Source organism: Colwellia meonggei, from assembly GCF_057537295.1.
Genome location: NZ_BAAJLZ010000001.1, coordinates 436428 through 451756 on the forward strand (window position 1 = coordinate 436428; position 15329 = coordinate 451756).

General features: G+C 39.3%; 17 protein-coding genes. 12 read left to right on the plus strand and 5 right to left on the minus strand.

Features of this window, described 5'->3' with window-relative positions; translation table 11 throughout:
* Positions 1 to 51 precede the first annotated feature (51 nt).
* Genes AC27E9_RS02030 through murA form a run of 3 tightly spaced genes read left to right on the plus strand, consistent with a single transcriptional unit; the run spans position 52 to position 1944 of the window.
* Positions 52 to 342: an STAS domain-containing protein gene (locus AC27E9_RS02030; protein ID WP_487126778.1), complete on the plus strand. Its 291-nt coding sequence runs from the start codon at positions 52 to 54 to the stop codon at positions 340 to 342.
* Between the two features lie 42 nt (positions 343 to 384).
* Positions 385 to 642 carry a BolA family protein gene (locus tag AC27E9_RS02035; protein ID WP_487112603.1) on the plus strand — a complete coding sequence of 86 codons (258 nt, stop codon included), beginning with the start codon at positions 385 to 387 and terminating at the stop codon, positions 640 to 642.
* Between the two features lie 39 nt (positions 643 to 681).
* Positions 682 to 1944 carry a UDP-N-acetylglucosamine 1-carboxyvinyltransferase gene (gene murA / locus AC27E9_RS02040; protein WP_487126780.1) on the plus strand — a complete coding sequence of 421 codons (1263 nt, stop codon included), beginning with the start codon at positions 682 to 684 and terminating at the stop codon, positions 1942 to 1944.
* A gap of 94 nt (positions 1945 to 2038) precedes the next feature.
* Here the strand turns inward: murA and AC27E9_RS02045 are convergent, their stop codons facing one another.
* The 3 genes from AC27E9_RS02045 to AC27E9_RS02055 form a co-directional block, all read right to left on the minus strand.
* On the minus strand, positions 2039 to 3097 hold the full coding sequence (locus AC27E9_RS02045; protein WP_487126782.1) for a trypsin-like peptidase domain-containing protein: 1059 nt from the start codon (positions 3095 to 3097) through the stop codon (positions 2039 to 2041).
* Positions 3098 to 3298: 201 nt separating this feature from the next.
* Entirely contained in the window at positions 3299 to 4654 is a 1356-nt protein-coding gene (locus AC27E9_RS02050) for a Do family serine endopeptidase (protein WP_487126784.1), read from the minus strand.
* 66 nt (positions 4655 to 4720) lie between these two features.
* Entirely contained in the window at positions 4721 to 5185 is a 465-nt protein-coding gene (locus AC27E9_RS02055) for a Z-ring associated ZapG family protein (RefSeq protein WP_487126785.1), read from the minus strand.
* A 200-nt stretch (positions 5186 to 5385) separates the two neighbouring features.
* Between AC27E9_RS02055 and zapE the strand changes: the two genes are divergently transcribed.
* From zapE to AC27E9_RS02100, 9 genes are all read left to right on the plus strand, one after another.
* Positions 5386 to 6501 (plus strand): cell division protein ZapE, encoded by a 1116-nt coding sequence (gene zapE / locus AC27E9_RS02060; protein WP_487126787.1) that lies wholly within the window; start codon positions 5386 to 5388, stop codon positions 6499 to 6501.
* Between the two features lie 39 nt (positions 6502 to 6540).
* On the plus strand, positions 6541 to 7509 hold the full coding sequence (locus tag AC27E9_RS02065; RefSeq protein WP_487126789.1) for a hypothetical protein: 969 nt from the start codon (positions 6541 to 6543) through the stop codon (positions 7507 to 7509).
* A 246-nt stretch (positions 7510 to 7755) separates the two neighbouring features.
* Positions 7756 to 8184, plus strand: coding sequence for a 50S ribosomal protein L13 (gene rplM / locus AC27E9_RS02070; RefSeq protein WP_487078667.1), 429 nt, complete (start codon positions 7756 to 7758; stop codon positions 8182 to 8184).
* Between the two features lie 3 nt (positions 8185 to 8187).
* The gene (gene rpsI / locus AC27E9_RS02075; protein ID WP_487126791.1) at positions 8188 to 8580 is read left to right on the plus strand and encodes a 30S ribosomal protein S9; all 393 of its coding nucleotides are present in this window, start codon (positions 8188 to 8190) and stop codon (positions 8578 to 8580) included.
* Positions 8581 to 9026: 446 nt separating this feature from the next.
* Positions 9027 to 9617 (plus strand): ubiquinol-cytochrome c reductase iron-sulfur subunit, encoded by a 591-nt coding sequence (gene petA / locus AC27E9_RS02080; RefSeq protein WP_487126793.1) that lies wholly within the window; start codon positions 9027 to 9029, stop codon positions 9615 to 9617.
* A complete protein-coding gene (locus tag AC27E9_RS02085) occupies positions 9617 to 10882 on the plus strand; it encodes a cytochrome b (RefSeq protein WP_487126795.1) in 1266 nt (421 codons plus the stop codon). Before petA ends, AC27E9_RS02085 begins: the two co-directional genes overlap by 1 nt.
* On the plus strand, positions 10882 to 11580 hold the full coding sequence (locus AC27E9_RS02090; protein WP_487126797.1) for a cytochrome c1: 699 nt from the start codon (positions 10882 to 10884) through the stop codon (positions 11578 to 11580). The genes AC27E9_RS02085 and AC27E9_RS02090 overlap by 1 nt, the downstream gene beginning before the upstream one ends.
* Before the next feature lie 97 nt (positions 11581 to 11677).
* Entirely contained in the window at positions 11678 to 12319 is a 642-nt protein-coding gene (gene sspA, locus AC27E9_RS02095) for a stringent starvation protein SspA (protein WP_487126799.1), read from the plus strand.
* Between the two features lie 11 nt (positions 12320 to 12330).
* The gene (locus AC27E9_RS02100) at positions 12331 to 12792 is read left to right on the plus strand and encodes a ClpXP protease specificity-enhancing factor (RefSeq protein WP_487126801.1); all 462 of its coding nucleotides are present in this window, start codon (positions 12331 to 12333) and stop codon (positions 12790 to 12792) included.
* 126 nt (positions 12793 to 12918) lie between these two features.
* On the opposite strand, the gene hemL is transcribed toward AC27E9_RS02100, so the two are convergent.
* Together hemL and AC27E9_RS02110 are read right to left on the minus strand one after the other, a co-directional pair.
* A complete protein-coding gene (hemL, locus tag AC27E9_RS02105) occupies positions 12919 to 14202 on the minus strand; it encodes a glutamate-1-semialdehyde 2,1-aminomutase (RefSeq protein ID WP_487126803.1) in 1284 nt (427 codons plus the stop codon).
* 46 nt (positions 14203 to 14248) lie between these two features.
* Positions 14249 to 15259, minus strand: a complete 1011-nt coding sequence (locus AC27E9_RS02110; RefSeq protein ID WP_487126805.1) for an aspartate carbamoyltransferase — start codon at positions 15257 to 15259, stop codon at positions 14249 to 14251.
* Between the last annotated feature and the right edge of the window lie 70 nt (positions 15260 to 15329).

Genomic DNA, 15329 nt, shown 5'->3' on the forward strand with positions numbered 1-15329 from the left:
TTATTAGAGTAAAGTTAAAATAGCGTATTATGACGTTATCAGTAGGTTGATATGATAGATGTGCAGCGTTCAGAGCATAAAGCGATTATCAGTGGTGTGTTAACACGTGCTACAATAACGCGAAATTTTGATAAAAAATATCGTAAATTAGTTAGCGACAAGCAGGTTGTTATTGACTTAGCAAGTATTAGTAAAGTCGACACCGCGGGTCTTGCTTGGTTATTAATGTTAGTCGAACTGGCTGGTAAAAACAGCTGTGATATGACCTTAATTAACTTACCAGAAGATTTATTGAAATTGGCAAAACTGAGTGCAGTTGATAGCTTATTACCTATACAATAGGCGCATTAAAATTATCTAGCCATACGCTATTTGGAGTAAGAAGTGGAAATAAAAGATATCGAGAAACTCATCACTGATGCAGTAGAATTAGACGAAATTCATGTCGCCTTTGATGGCTCACAATGTAAAGTAATTGCTGTGGCTGACTTTTTAGGTGAATTAAGCCGTGTTAAAAAGCAACAAACGATTTACGCGCCATTAGCGCAAGTGATTAATGAAGGTACCATACACGCGGTATCGATTAAAACGTTCACAACTGCCGACTGGCAACGTGAAAAAATGTTTAATTTACCGCTTTAATTTTACTCATAATTAACCCAGACAGAAAAGAATATACTATTGGACGCATTTAAAATTATTGGTGGGCAACCACTGCAAGGCGAAGTTAAAATATCTGGTGCAAAAAATGCGGCATTACCTATTTTAATGGCCGCATTACTTTCCGAAACACCTATTACCTTTACCAATGTTCCTAAGCTTAATGATATTGAAACAACTATTAAATTGTTAAGCCAGTTTGGCGCAAAAACACAATGGCTTAATGATGATAGTTTAATGATTGACGCAAGCCATATTGACCACTGTCGTGCATCATATGAACTAGTGAAAACCATGCGAGCATCTATTTTGGTGCTAGGGCCATTACTAGCACGTTTTGGTCATGCTGAAGTTTCATTACCTGGTGGCTGTGCTATTGGTGCTCGCCCAGTGAACCTTCATATTCAAGGTTTAAAATTAATGGGTGCCGATATTGAAGTCGAAAACGGCTACATTGTTGCGCGCAATACAGGCCGCTTGCAGGGCGCTACCATTTTTATGGACACGGTTAGTGTTACAGGTACGGAAAACCTTATGATGGCAGCAGCACTAGCGCAAGGTAAAACCATTATTGAAAATGCTGCTCGTGAACCTGAAATTGTTGACTTAGCAAATTGTTTAAATGCTATGGGAGCAAAAGTATCAGGTGCGGGTACCGATACTTTAATCATTGAAGGTGTAGAAAAGCTTTGTGGTAAAGAATACTCGGTAATGCCAGATCGCATTGAAACTGGTACTTTTTTAGTTGCTGCGGCGGTAACTCAAGGGAAAGTTAAGTGCTTAAATACCGATCCGAAAGCGTTAGAAGCAGTATTAAGTAAGTTGCAAGAAGCTGGTGCTGTGATCACCACAGGTAACGACTGGATTGAGCTTGAAATGCCAATCAAGCCAAAAGCAGTAAATATTCGTACGGCGCCACACCCTGCGTTTCCAACCGATATGCAAGCACAGTTTGTCGCGCTTAATACTATTGCTGATGGTACGGCAACAACTACAGAAACGATTTTTGAAAACCGCTTTATGCATGTGCCTGAGTTACAACGAATGGGTGCTAATATTAGCTTAGAAGGTAATACTGCAATAAGCACCGGTGTTGAGCAATTAAATGGTGCACAAGTGATGGCAACGGATCTACGTGCTTCAGCTAGTTTAGTGATTGCGGGGCTAGTTGCTACCACAGAAACTCAAGTAGATAGAATTTACCATATTGATCGCGGCTATCAAAAAATTGAAGATAAACTGCAAGCATTAGGCGCTAATATTACTCGTATTAAAGCGAGCTAATAATTAACTGTCTTGAATAAAAAAACCAGCTACGGCTGGTTTTTTTATTTTCTGCTGTTAGCCATTCTACTTTGCGACTGGTCAGTCCCTCAAGCTATTTAGCTACTTCAACAATGGTAACTGGTAACGTTAACTGCTGGCCGCTGCGTGATATAATAAAGTTCAAGACACTACCTGGGGTTGTTTCCGCAACTACATCTAGCCCGTGCTTCACATTGCGTAGTTGAATATCGTTGATCTGATAAACTACATCACCAGCCTGTAAACCTGCACGCATTGCTGGACTAGCCGGGGTTACTGCATCAATAATAAATCCTTTAAAGTTTGAAACATTGTCTCTGGCATCAACACCGAGCCAACCACGAACAACACGACCATTCTCAATAATTTTCAGCATAATTTTATGTGCTAGTTCATAGGGAACAGCAAAGAAAATGCCTTGAATATTTAAACTTGGATTAGCTTGGGTAAACTTTCGTGAGTTAATACCGACAAGTTTACCATTTGAGTTAATAAGCGCACCGCCAGAGTTACCTTGGTTTATCGCTGCATCCATTTGAAGAAATTGTGTGTAACTAGTACTAAGGCCACTTTGTCCGGTCGCGCTAACAATACCCTGTGTGACGGTTTGACCTAAATTAAGTGGGTTGCCAATTGCTAATACAACGTCTCCTACTTGTGATTGTAACGTTGAACTTTGTGGGATCACCGGCAAGTTGCTTGCTTGTACTTTTAATACTGCTAAATCAGTAATTTCGTCATAACCAATAAGCTCAGCATGTAGTTCTTGTCCTCTTTGCAACACTACAACAATTAAATCGGCACTTTGCACAACATGGTAGTTAGTCAAAATATAACCTTGCTCATGCATAATTACACCGCTGCCTAAACGAGTCGTTCTGCGCGGTTGGCGCCCATAATTACTGTCGGTTTGAATATCTTCTGAATAAATATTTACCACCGCAGGGCCTGCTAAACGCACAGCTTGAGCATAAGAAAGTGGCTTTGATTGTAGCTCTGATTTATTGAAAAAATGCCATGGGGATAAATTACCATCGCGTAGCTGAGGAACAAGAAGTAGTAATACCACGGCAAACATAACGCCGTAACTGGCAGAGCGAATAACATACTTTAAGGCATTAAGAGTTTTCAACAGTATTATTTTTATTGGATTGATTTTTTGTAGACTAACATAATCTCTTTGCCGTAATAAAGTTTTGTCTTTCCAGGAAGGCTAAGTTTGTTATAAGAAGTCTTTACTTAGTTATAAAAGTAAATAAAAAAAGCCTATCGTATTGATAGGCTTGTTAAAATGTCGTTAGTCATCAAGACATTGATGAGTAGACTATCAAAATTAGCGGATCATTAAGAATAGTGATGAATTATTACGAACTACATTCAGTGCAAATACACCTTTATGATCGTCTAAATAACTACGTAGTTCACCAATATTGTTGATGCGTTGGCGATTAATGCCATTGATAACATCACCTTTGCGCAATCCAGCGGCAGCGGCTGGGCTATTTTCTGCAATATCAATTACTGAAATGCCATTACCTTGATCATTATTTTCTAACTCTGCGCCGTCTAACATATGATGCAGGCTTGCTGCTTCAACATTTGCTGATTCTGACTTCTTCAAAGTTACGTCGTACTCTTTTTCTTTACCGTCTTTTCTAATGACAGTTATTTGCACGGTCTTTCCTGCACCGATAGAGCCAATTTTTCCTCTAAGTTCATTAAAGGTTTTGATCATTTTGCCATTTACTTTGGTAATAACATCACCAGCGCGGATACCTGCTTCATCAGCGGCAGAATCTGGTACTACTTGCTCAACAAAACCACCTTGGTTGATATCAAGCTCCATGGCTTTTGCTATTTCACTGGTAACGCTACGGCCTGCAACGCCTAATACACCACGACGCACTTCACCAAATTCGATAATTTGATTGACTAAGTTTTGCACCATATTACTCGGGATAGCGAAACCAATGCCGACATTTCCGCCATTTGGCCCTAGAATAGCGGTATTAATACCAATAAGTTCGCCACGTAAATTAATTAATGCGCCACCTGAATTACCACTATTTATTGCCGCGTCAGTTTGAATAAAATCTTCATAGTTTTCAACATTAAGGCCACTGCGCCCTAAAGCACTTACAATGCCTGATGTAACAGTTTGGCCTAAACCGAAAGGGCTACCAATGGCTACAGTAAAGTCACCAACACGCAAATGATCAGAGTCGGCCATTTTTACTTCAACTAGATCGTCTGCCTCTATTTGTAGTAGTGCAATGTCACTTGCTTCATCACCACCAATTTTTTTTGCATCCAATTGGCGACCATCTTTTAATGTTATTTGAATTTCATCAGCGTCATTAACCACGTGACTATTAGTAACAATATATCCTTCATCGGCATTAATAATTACACCTGAGCCTAAACCTCTAAATTGACGCTCTTGTTGCTGGCCTTGGCGCGGGTTGCCGAAGAAGAATTTAAATGCGTCAGGCACACGTTGTTGAACTTCGTGAGTACCACGTACTGAAATTAATACTACACCTGGCGTTACGTTTTCAAGCATAGGAGCAAGGCTCGGCATGCTTTGACCATTAACCGATTGTGGTAAGGTGGCGTGTGCTGGAAGGCTTGCCATTGCAATGGTACTAGACAGTAAAACGGTATTAACTAAAACTGATAAATTTTTCATATAACAGAGAACTCCTAACTAAAATACTTATACCCAGTTAAAGACATAGAATAAAAAAATTAGTTCCTAACTATTTGTTTCAGTATTTGTAACACTTTGTTTCTTATCATCAAACAAGCCACTTGGCGCGCCGGAATAATCTAGTGGTGGCTCTGAAATAGTTTCGTCATTTTTTCGTTCGTCTTTGTTGTGTCTTAAGCTCACCGTTTGAGCTAATTGCTCTTGGGTTTCTTTCGAGAAAAATGGCATACTTTCAACATTTGCAGGGGTTGCTTGCTGAAGCAGTTGCGTGCTTTGTGCCATTTGTGCCATAGCGGTTTGACAGGTACTATTCATTTGTTCAAGTAATTTTGCCGAACTATCAAGGTGTTCGGCAACATCTAGTTTATACTGTGCTAACTCTGATTCACTTTGGCTGGCTTTTTCAGCTAACTTTTTGGTTTCTTGAGATGATGCGAAAAGCATTTTGTTGGCAATAAAACCGACGACGGCACCAACGATAAATATTCCTAATCCTAAAACAAAATTCATATTTCTTTACCTTCATTGTATTCATGGAAAAAATTAGAGAAAATAACCTTTAATACCAAGAATTCCACTTGGTATAATTCAATATAACGTGCTTCACGCTACTTACCTAGTGAATATATTTGCAAAAAACTATTTTTCAAGCGTAGTTTGTGCAAACGTACGAAGAAAACAAAATAAGTTACTAACTAAACGGTTGTTTAATGATTAAATTATCCCCTATTGAGAAGTATAACCAAGATTTAACACGAGATGATTTTCTCTTTGACGCTGCTCAAGAACATGCAGTTAAAAATCTACAACGTTTATATGACGACTTAATGAGTAAACCATTACCTGTTACTGGCTTTAAAAAAGTACTTAATCGCTGGAAACGTGTGGTGGCAAAATCAGAGCGTAAGGCAATTACCGGCTTGTACTTTTGGGGAGGGGTTGGTCGTGGAAAGACCTACCTTGTAGATACCTTCTATGATTGTTTGCCTTTTGAAAATAAAATGCGAGTGCATTTTCACCGCTTTATGCACCGTGTACATGAAGAATTGAAAACATTACATGGTCAATCTGATCCGTTAAAAATTATCGCGAAACGTTTTGCTAGTGAAACTTGTATTATTTGTTTTGACGAGTTTTTTGTTTCAGATATCACTGATGCCATGATTTTAGGGACATTATTTGAAGAACTTTTCGCCCACAATGTCACACTGGTAGCAACATCAAATATTATTCCTGACGAACTTTATCGAAATGGCTTGCAACGTGAGCGCTTTTTACCAGCGATAAAGCTAATTAATGCTCACTGCGATATTGTTAATGTTGATAGCGGCGTTGATTATCGCCTTAGGACGCTTGAGCAAGCAGAAATATTCCATTTTCCGTTAGGTCAACAGGCAAGTGAAAACTTAAATCACTATTTTAAGCAGCTTTCCGTTGAAACCGGTGCAGTCGGTAAAGTTATTGAAGTTAATAACCGGGAACTAACCACGGTACAGGAGTCGGACGGTGTGATTCATTTTGAGTTTTCTACCTTGTGTGAATCGGCGCGCAGTCAAAGTGATTACATGGAATTAAGCCGTTTATATCATACGGTGTTATTAGCAAATGTTACGCAAATGGGTCGTGATAGTGATGATAGCACTCGCCGTTTTATTGCCTTGGTTGATGAATTTTACGAACGCAATGTTAAATTGATTATGTCGGCTGAAGTTGCCTTAGAGGAACTCTATACCGAAGGTAATTTAAGTTTTGAGTTTAAGCGTTGTTTAAGTCGGTTACAAGAAATGCAGTCGCATGATTATTTAGCTAGTGAGCATTTGCCATAAGGCTTTAATTGTAAATTTAATTTAAAAAGGAAGTTATCGATGTTTACAGGAAAGCTGAAGCTATTTTTCCTTCTTATTTGTAGTGTATTTTCCGCTCCGGCTGCTTTGGCGAGTTATAACCCGTTTATTAAGGCAATGAGCCTTTCTAATAAGTATATGCCTGATGCTGTTGTTAATATGTGGAGCACAGAATCTCTGAGTTGGCGTGCACAATTATTTCAAGCGGCTTGCACTGATGACTTTACCGCAATTGACCAAGAGATAGCTGCAAGTTATTCATTAGTGCATGACTACATTCTCGACCAAGCCATTTTAAATGGTGAGCTAATTACTGAAAATGAAAAGAAAGCGTTAGAAGATGTTGCTAAGTTACACTATAGAATTTACAGCTCGGCATATCGCTACGGCTATATTTATAGGCTGAAAGTCATACAAAAGTATTATCCGGAGATTAACCCTGAATTTTGCCGTGATGCAGAGCAGATGTCACTGCAATCCCCTTCAGATAGTGGCTCATTTCTGCCCTGGCGTCATACCGGCAATTTACAAAATGAAAAATGGCGAGAGAATATAAGTGCCTTGAGAATAATTAATAAAAGATTATTTCCCGCTTATTTGAAACGTCAACAACAATACAGCCACCTTGTTGATGCGCAAGTATACGCCATGATGAATGATAATAAAGAATCCTATTTAGCATTTTCTAGGGTTACCAAGAGCCAAAATTACAAAAATTTATTAATGGCAGAAATTGCAAAGACGCGTGAACTGGCGATTAATAGAAAACTGCCAAGTTCTCCTTGGCTGGCAGGGTATTTAAATCAGGCTGAAACTTGGCTGTGGCAAGCTTATGCAGAAAGTACTATTTCGGCATTGACGCGTGTTGAAGAAAAACACCCCGAAATATACCTAGATATTAAGCAACATATGGGCAGTTATATAGAACTGCAACTTAGTGTTCTTGAAGCAAATAAAGAGCAAATGAAACAGGCTAACGAGACAAGTTAGCTCGTTAGCAATACCTTTAATAGTAAATAAAGTGCTTTGATTGAAAAAGATTAAAAAATAGGCGTGATCTTTAATAAGTTCTTCTGTATAATCCGCGCTCCCTACGTTACAAATGCTTATTCTTTTTCCAGAGAATCTGCAAGGGACTCGATGCTCGAAGGGGCAATGGCGTAGTCTTTATAACGGATAATCTAAGGTTTTCTTGGGTTATTATTTAAGTAACATTTTTTAAAATTGGGTTTTTTAATGAAAACTTTTGTAGCTAAACCAGAAAGCGTACAACGCGAATGGTTCTTAGTGGACGCCGAAGATAAAACTTTAGGTCGTATCGCTACTGAAATTGCAAGCCGTTTACGCGGTAAGCACAAACCAGAATACACTCCTCACGTAGATACTGGCGATTACATCGTTGTTATCAATGCTGAAAAAGTTAAAGTAACTGGTAATAAAGCGAAAGGTAAAATTTACTACTCGCATACAGAATTTGTTGGCGGTCTTAAGCAAATTAGCTTTGAAAAGCTAATTGAAAAAGCGCCAGAGCGTGCAATTGAATTTGCAGTTAAGGGTATGTTACCTAAAGGTCCTTTAGGTCGCGAAATGTTCCGTAAGCTTAAAGTTTACGCGGGTACTGAGCATAAGCATACTGCACAACAACCACAACTTTTGGAGCTTTAAGCAATGGCTGATAATCAATATTACGGTACTGGTCGTCGCAAGAGCTCAACTGCTCGTGTGTTCATGAAAGCTGGTAACGGTGCAATCACAATTAACAATCGTGACATCTCTGTATACTTCGGTCGCGAAACTGCCCGTATGGTAGTTCGTCAACCATTAGAGTTAGTTGAAATGTTAGAAAAGTTTGACTTTAACATCACTGTAGTTGGTGGTGGTATTTCTGGTCAAGCTGGTGCAATTCGTCACGGTATTACTCGTGCATTAATGGAGTTTGATGAAACTTTACGTAGCCCTCTACGTCAAGCTGGTTTCGTTACTCGTGATGCTCGTAAAGTTGAACGTAAGAAAGTTGGTTTACACAAAGCGCGTAAACGTCCACAATTCTCAAAACGTTAATATTTACGTTATACGATTTCAAAAAACCGGCTTTTGCCGGTTTTTTTATGTCAAAAATTTGATTGATGTCATCATTGGTTTTTATTTTTCTTCGTAAAATTCATGCTGGCAAATATCAGCGTAATTATTGCTGACGTATCGAAATCAATTCGCTAAGTCGTCTGTAAATTTAAAGATTTTGTTAAATTTGAATTAACAGTAAGTATGACAGTATCGCTATAAATGAGAATTGTTTTTATTTACTGTCATTCACGATTGCCAATTGACTTTTATTTGCATAAACAGCTGCTGAAAAGGGGAATTTCCTTGTAAAAAACAGGGGTTTTCTTTATCATCAGAGCAATTTTTTTGTCGTTGATTTAGTCAATCAGCAATCTTCACGATGGCCAAGTGTATTTCTTAGTCATGTGTTGTTGTTTTAGCTAGATAATAATTGGAGAGTTTGGATGAGCAATGCGCCCGTTAACAACGGCCGTCGACGCTTTTTAACTGCGGCTACTTCGGTAGTTGGTGGTGTTGGTGTTGTCGGTGTGGCTGTGCCTTTCATTGGATCTTGGAACCCAAGTGCGCGTGCGAAAGCAGCCGGTGCACCGGTTGAAGTCAATGTAAGTAAAATAGAGCCTGGTCAATTAATTCGTGCTGAGTGGCGCGGTAAGCCAGTATATGTTGTGCGTAGAACTGAAGAAGTTCTTGCGAATTTAAGTGCACACGATGATGAGCTAAGAGACCCTAACTCTGAAGTTCCTCAACAGCCTGTATACGCAACTAACGCATATCGTTCAATTAAGCCTGAATATATGGTTGCGCTCGGTGTTTGTACTCACTTAGGTTGTGCACCAACATATCATAAAGGTGATTTTGATCAGCACGTTGAAGGTGTGAAAAACGGTTTCTTCTGTCCATGTCATGGTTCTAAATTTGATATGGCTGGCCGAGTATTCCAGGGCGTTCCTGCGCCAACAAACCTAATGGTTCCAGATCATTCATTCCCTAACGATGACACCTTGCTAATTGGTGTAGCTGAAGGAGAGACATAATGTTTTCTAACTTAATGGCTTGGATTGAACAGCGTCTACCTTTAATGGATGCAATGAACAAGCATGCGGTACAATACCCAGCACCAAAGAACTTCAACTTTTGGTATGTTTTCGGTATTTTAGCGAGTGTTGTTTTAGTCAACCAATTGTTAACTGGTGTTTGGTTAACAATGAACTATGAACCATCAGGTGACGGTGCGTTTGCTTCTGTAGAATACATCATGCGTGATGTCGATTACGGTTGGTTGTTACGTTATATGCACTCAACGGGTGCATCAGCATTCTTCGTCGTTGTGTACATGCACATGTTCCGTGGCATGATGTACGGTTCTTACCAAAAACCTCGTGAATTACTGTGGTTGTTTGGTATGTTAATTTTCTTAGTGTTAATGGCTGAAGCATTCATGGGCTACTTATTACCTTGGGGTAATATGTCGTATTGGGGTGCACAAGTTATTATTTCAATTTTCGGCGCGATTCCAGTAATTGGTGATGACTTAACATTATGGATACGTGGTGATTACGTTATCTCTGGCGCAACACTAAACCGTTTCTTTGCTTTACATGTTATTGCCTTGCCACTAGTGCTAGTTGTATTAGTGTTTTTACATATCCTTGCGCTACATGAAGTAGGTTCAAATAACCCTGATGGCACAAACATTAAAAAGCCTAAAGGTAGTGTTCCTCCTGAAGAGCAAAGTAAATTTACTTTCCATGAGCAATACACTAAGAAATACGATATTGTTGATGCGATTCCATTCCATCCTTATTACACAGTAAAAGATTTAGTTGCTGTTGTTATATTCCTAATTGTATTTTGTTGGGTAATGTTTTTTGCACCTGAAGGTGGCGGTTACTTTATTGAGGCGCCAAACTTTGAGCCAGCAAACGGTTTGAAAACGCCTGAGCACATTGCACCAGTTTGGTACTTTGGTCCGTTTTATACCATCTTACGTATTATTCCTGACAAGTTATTAGGTGCTGTAGGTATGTTTGGTGCTATTATTGCGCTATTCATGTTGCCATGGTTTGACCGTGGTACGGTTAAGTCATTACGCTATCGTTGTACTGCTCATACAGTAAACCTTATTCAATTTGCTATTTGTTTTATTATTTTAGGTATTCTTGGTACTAAAGCTGCCACGCCGCTTAATAATTTAATAGGTACAATTGCAAGTTTTGGTTACTTTGGCTTCTTTGTTGCTCTGTGGATTTACAGTAAAAACGAAAAAACTAAGCCAGTTCCAGAGAGGGTGACAGGATAATGAAAAAGTTTATTTTAGCAGTACTTACTGCACTACCTATGCTGGCAATTGCTGCTGGCCCAAGCTTAGATTTAGATAAAGCAAATAATGATTTATCTGATAAAGAGTCACTTAAGCGTGGTTTTGAATCATACATTAATTATTGTTTAGGTTGTCATCAGTTAAAATATCAACGTTATAATCGCACTTTCGCTGATCTTGGTATTTCTGACGAAGATGGTAAAGCTAACTATATGTATACTGGCGAAAAAGTTGGTGACCATATTACCAATACTATGCCACCAAAAGAAGCGGCGAAGTGGTTTGGTAGCACACCACCAGATCTTACTTTAGAAGCTCGTTTTAGAAGCCCAGATTGGATCTACACATACTTACGTTCATTCTATGTAGATGAAAAACGTCCGTTTGGTGTTAACAATAAAGTCTTTAAAGACGTTGGTATGCCACACGTATTGCAAAACCTTCAAGGTGTTCGCACTATGGATGAGCATGGCAATTTGTCTGAAGCAACAGGTGGTTCAATGACAACCGAAGAGTATGATAACTTCGCTCGTGATTTGACCAACTTCTTGGAATACACCGGTGAACCAAACAAGCTTGAACGTGAAAATATGGGCTATTGGGTAATTGGTTTCCTATTCATCCTTCTATTCTTCTCTTACTTATTGAAGAAAGAATATTGGAGAGATGTACACTAATTACATATGATCTGTAAAACAGTGTAAGCTATAAATATTAAATGGGGGCTTTGGCCCCCTTTGTTAGTTTTTTTTATTAAGATTTTTTGGAGGCATTATGGCCATAGCCGCAAACAAACGCTCTGTTATGACTTTATATTCGCATGCAGATGATATGTACAGTCATCAAACACGCATTGTGTTGGCAGAGAAGGGTGTTGGAGTTGACATCCATTTAGTTGACTTAGCCAATTTGCCTGAGGATTTACTAGACCTAAATCCATACGGAACAGTTCCAACACTTATCGATCGTGAATTAGCGCTTTATGAAGCGTCTATTATTATTGAATACTTGGATGAGCGTTTTCCTCATCCACCTTTGATGCCAGTTTACCCAGTATCTCGTGGACGTAGCCGTTTAATGATGCATCGCATCGAGCAAGATTGGTACAGCCTTGCAAAAACAATTTATAACGGCCCAGCTGATGCTGCTGCAAAAGCTCGCCAAGAGCTGAAAGAAAGTTTATTAAGTGTTGCACCGATTTTAAATGAAGCACCATACTTTATGAGTGAAGAGTTTAGTTTAGTTGATTGTTACTTAGCACCATTACTATGGCGTTTACCTGTAATGGGCATTGAACTTGAAGGCCAAGGTTCTAAAGAGCTTAAATCTTACATGCTTAAATTATTTGAACGTGAATCATTTCAAGCATCATTAACTGAAGCAGAGCGTGAATTACGCTTTGGCGCATCAGTGTAAAGTTATTTGTTATGACAGTCGAAATGACATCAAATAAGCCTTATATCGTTAAGGCTTTTTATGACTGGATTTCTGATAATGGTTTAACGCCATATATCGTTGTTGATGCTAATGTTTATGGGGTATTAGTCCCTATGACCTATGTTAACGACGGTCAAATTGTTTTAAACGTTTCAGCATCTGCTGTTGGCAGTATCGCCTTGGGTGATGCTAGCGTAGAACTAAGCGCACGTTTTGGCGGTAAGCTAGAGCATATTAGTGTGCCTTATGGTGCTATTGCTGCAATTTATGCGAAAGAAAATGGTGCTGGAACATCGTTGGCTATTGAACATCCTGAGCCTGAAGAACTTGAGCAAGAAATGACAAAATCACCAAGTATCGCTTCGGTTACACCGAGTGAAACAAGCAATAAAGCCACTGGCGAAACTGCAAAAAGTGCTGCTAAAAAGCCAAGTTTAACGGTAGTGAAATAACGTTTATTTAAACTAAACTGTTAAAACAGTTATAGATATGATTAAAAAAGGTAAGCTGATGCTTACCTTTTTTGTTTTTATGGCTATTAAAAGCAACGAGTAGAGCTACTCGCTGCATTTTATTGGTTAAAGCTGAGCAAAACAACGATCAGCGGCGGCTAAAGTGAACTCTAACTCTTCTTCGCCATGCGCGGTAGATAAGAAACTGGCTTCAAATGCCGATGGAGCAAGATAAACGCCTTCATCCAGCATTAAATGGAAAAAGCGTTTAAACTTCTCACCGTCACAAGCCGTTGCTTGGGCATAGCTAGTGATCTTTTCTTCTTCTGTGAAAAAGAAACCAAACATAGCACCAACGTAGTTGATGCTTAATGATACGCCGTTGCGTTCTGCCGCTGCTTTGAAGCCCATAGCGAGCTTTTCGGTAGCATCGTTTAGTTGTTGATGCTTATCACCTTGGCAAAGTTCATTTAATGAAGCTAAACCCGCTGCCATAGCGATAGGGTTACCTGACAAGGTACCTGCTTGATAAACAGGTCCCACCGGTGCAATGTAGTCCATTACTTCTTTTTTACCGCCAAAGGCACCAACTGGCATACCACCGCCAATAACTTTACCTAAAGTGGTTAAATCTGGGACAATGTTGTAATGTGCTTGCGCGCCACCTAAAGCAACGCGAAATCCTGTCATTACTTCATCAAAAATTAGCACACTCTTGTTTTCATCACAGATGGCTCTTAAACCTTCTAAAAAACCCTCAACTGGTGGAATACAATTCATGTTGCCGGCCACAGGCTCAACAATAATACAGGCAATTTCATTACCTAGTTCAGCAAAAATTTCTTTCACTTCGTCTAAGTTATTGTAGCTAACGGTTAATGTGTGCTTAGCGAAGTCATCGGGAATGCCCGGTGAACTTGGTACACCCATAGTTAACATGCCTGAACCAGCTTTAACTAATAATGAGTCAGCATGGCCGTGGTAACAGCCTTCAAATTTCAATATTTTATCACGACCCGTAAAGCCGCGGGCTAAACGAATTGCACTCATGGTTGCTTCGGTACCAGAACTAACCATACGAAGCTTTTCCATTGATGGCACAATTTCTCGCACCTTTTCAGCCATGGTAATTTCTAGTTCAGTAGGTGCACCAAAGCTCAAGCCATTTTGTGCTGTGGCAATTACTGCGTCTAATATTGCTGGGTGGTTATGGCCTAAAATCATTGGTCCCCATGAACCAACATAATCAACATACTTTTTATCATCGGCATCAAAAATATAAGCACCTTGAGCCTTCTTGATAAATAATGGTGTGCCACCTACGCCATTAAATGCACGCACTGGCGAGTTTACGCCGCCAGGGATGATATCTTGTGCTTCATTAAATAACTGTTGTGAATCTTTTGTCATAATATTTTACTCTTTGTTGGCCTAACCCCACGTGTGGTGGATAGTATCAATATTTGTTAGTAAACCAAGTTACTGGTTTTTCAAAATGATTAAGTCGATTCTCTACCCCTAAACTTAAGGCAAATAACGCCATGCGCACTAAAACACCATTTTGTGCTTGGCGGAATATGGCAAGGTTATCTAAATCATTTAAATCGGTATCGAGTTCATTTGCCTCTGCGCGAGAATCGCGCGGCAGTGGATGCATTATCACGGTATGGTCTTGGCAATACTGCTGATAAATTTCGCGGTTCAAACTAAAGTGACCACGATATAAATCAGCTTCATCTTTACTGGCAAAGCGCTCTTGTTGAATACGTGTTTGATAAATAACATCGCAAGCTAAGTTACCTTCAATTTTATCAGTAAGTACAACTTTATGGCCGGCATTAGTGAGTGTTGAAATTACACTGTCTGGCATTTGTAGTGCCTTTGGGGCGATCATGGTGATAGTGATATTGTTATATAAACTTAATAGCTTTGACAGTGAATGAACCGTACGGCCGTGTTTTAGATCACCCATTAATACAATATTTAAGCCATCTAACCCCATATCGTAACGGGCCATTTCTGATTGAATGGTAAATAAATCTAGCAGTGCTTGGGTAGGGTGCTCGTTAGCGCCGTCACCACCATTAATAACTGGCACGCTACTACCTTGTGCGAATTCTTCAACAGAGTGCATGGTTGGGTGACGCATGGCAATAACATCAGAATAACCACTAATGACCCGTGCTGTATCAAATAGAGATTCACCCTTAGATAAAGAAGAGTTTTCTTGACCAACGGTTTCGCGGACAAAGCCACCAAGTAAGTTAAAGGCCGTTCCAAAGCTAACTCTGGTGCGGGTACTTGGTTCAAAAAATAAGTTACTTAATATCGCACCATCTAAGACATGACAGCGCTTTTTTCGCATGGCATAAGGTGCCATCAATGTCGAAATTTCTAATATACGAGAAATACTCTCTCTATCAAATTGTGAGACAGAAAGGATATGACTTCCTTCAAATTTCATCATAGGTTTTACCTAGTAAGTCATTATCAAGCACAGTTCATCAAATTAACTGTAATTGAATTATTCATTTAAT

Excerpts from the sequence above, each read along its gene's own strand:
- AC27E9_RS02030 (WP_487126778.1), top strand. The coding sequence starts at position 52 with ATGATAGATGTGCAGCGTTCAGAGCATAAAGCGATTATCAGTGGTGTG.
- AC27E9_RS02050 (WP_487126784.1), bottom strand. The coding sequence starts at position 4,654 with ATGAAAAATTTATCAGTTTTAGTTAATACCGTTTTACTGTCTAGTACC.
- AC27E9_RS02055 (WP_487126785.1), bottom strand. The coding sequence starts at position 5,185 with ATGAATTTTGTTTTAGGATTAGGAATATTTATCGTTGGTGCCGTCGTC.
- zapE (WP_487126787.1), top strand. The coding sequence starts at position 5,386 with ATGATTAAATTATCCCCTATTGAGAAGTATAACCAAGATTTAACACGA.
- AC27E9_RS02065 (WP_487126789.1), top strand. The coding sequence starts at position 6,541 with ATGTTTACAGGAAAGCTGAAGCTATTTTTCCTTCTTATTTGTAGTGTA.
- rplM (WP_487078667.1), top strand. The coding sequence starts at position 7,756 with ATGAAAACTTTTGTAGCTAAACCAGAAAGCGTACAACGCGAATGGTTC.
- rpsI (WP_487126791.1), top strand. The coding sequence starts at position 8,188 with ATGGCTGATAATCAATATTACGGTACTGGTCGTCGCAAGAGCTCAACT.
- petA (WP_487126793.1), top strand. The coding sequence starts at position 9,027 with ATGAGCAATGCGCCCGTTAACAACGGCCGTCGACGCTTTTTAACTGCG.
- AC27E9_RS02085 (WP_487126795.1), top strand. The coding sequence starts at position 9,617 with ATGTTTTCTAACTTAATGGCTTGGATTGAACAGCGTCTACCTTTAATG.
- AC27E9_RS02090 (WP_487126797.1), top strand. The coding sequence starts at position 10,882 with ATGAAAAAGTTTATTTTAGCAGTACTTACTGCACTACCTATGCTGGCA.
- sspA (WP_487126799.1), top strand. The coding sequence starts at position 11,678 with ATGGCCATAGCCGCAAACAAACGCTCTGTTATGACTTTATATTCGCAT.
- AC27E9_RS02100 (WP_487126801.1), top strand. The coding sequence starts at position 12,331 with ATGACAGTCGAAATGACATCAAATAAGCCTTATATCGTTAAGGCTTTT.
- hemL (WP_487126803.1), bottom strand. The coding sequence starts at position 14,202 with ATGACAAAAGATTCACAACAGTTATTTAATGAAGCACAAGATATCATC.
- AC27E9_RS02110 (WP_487126805.1), bottom strand. The coding sequence starts at position 15,259 with ATGATGAAATTTGAAGGAAGTCATATCCTTTCTGTCTCACAATTTGAT.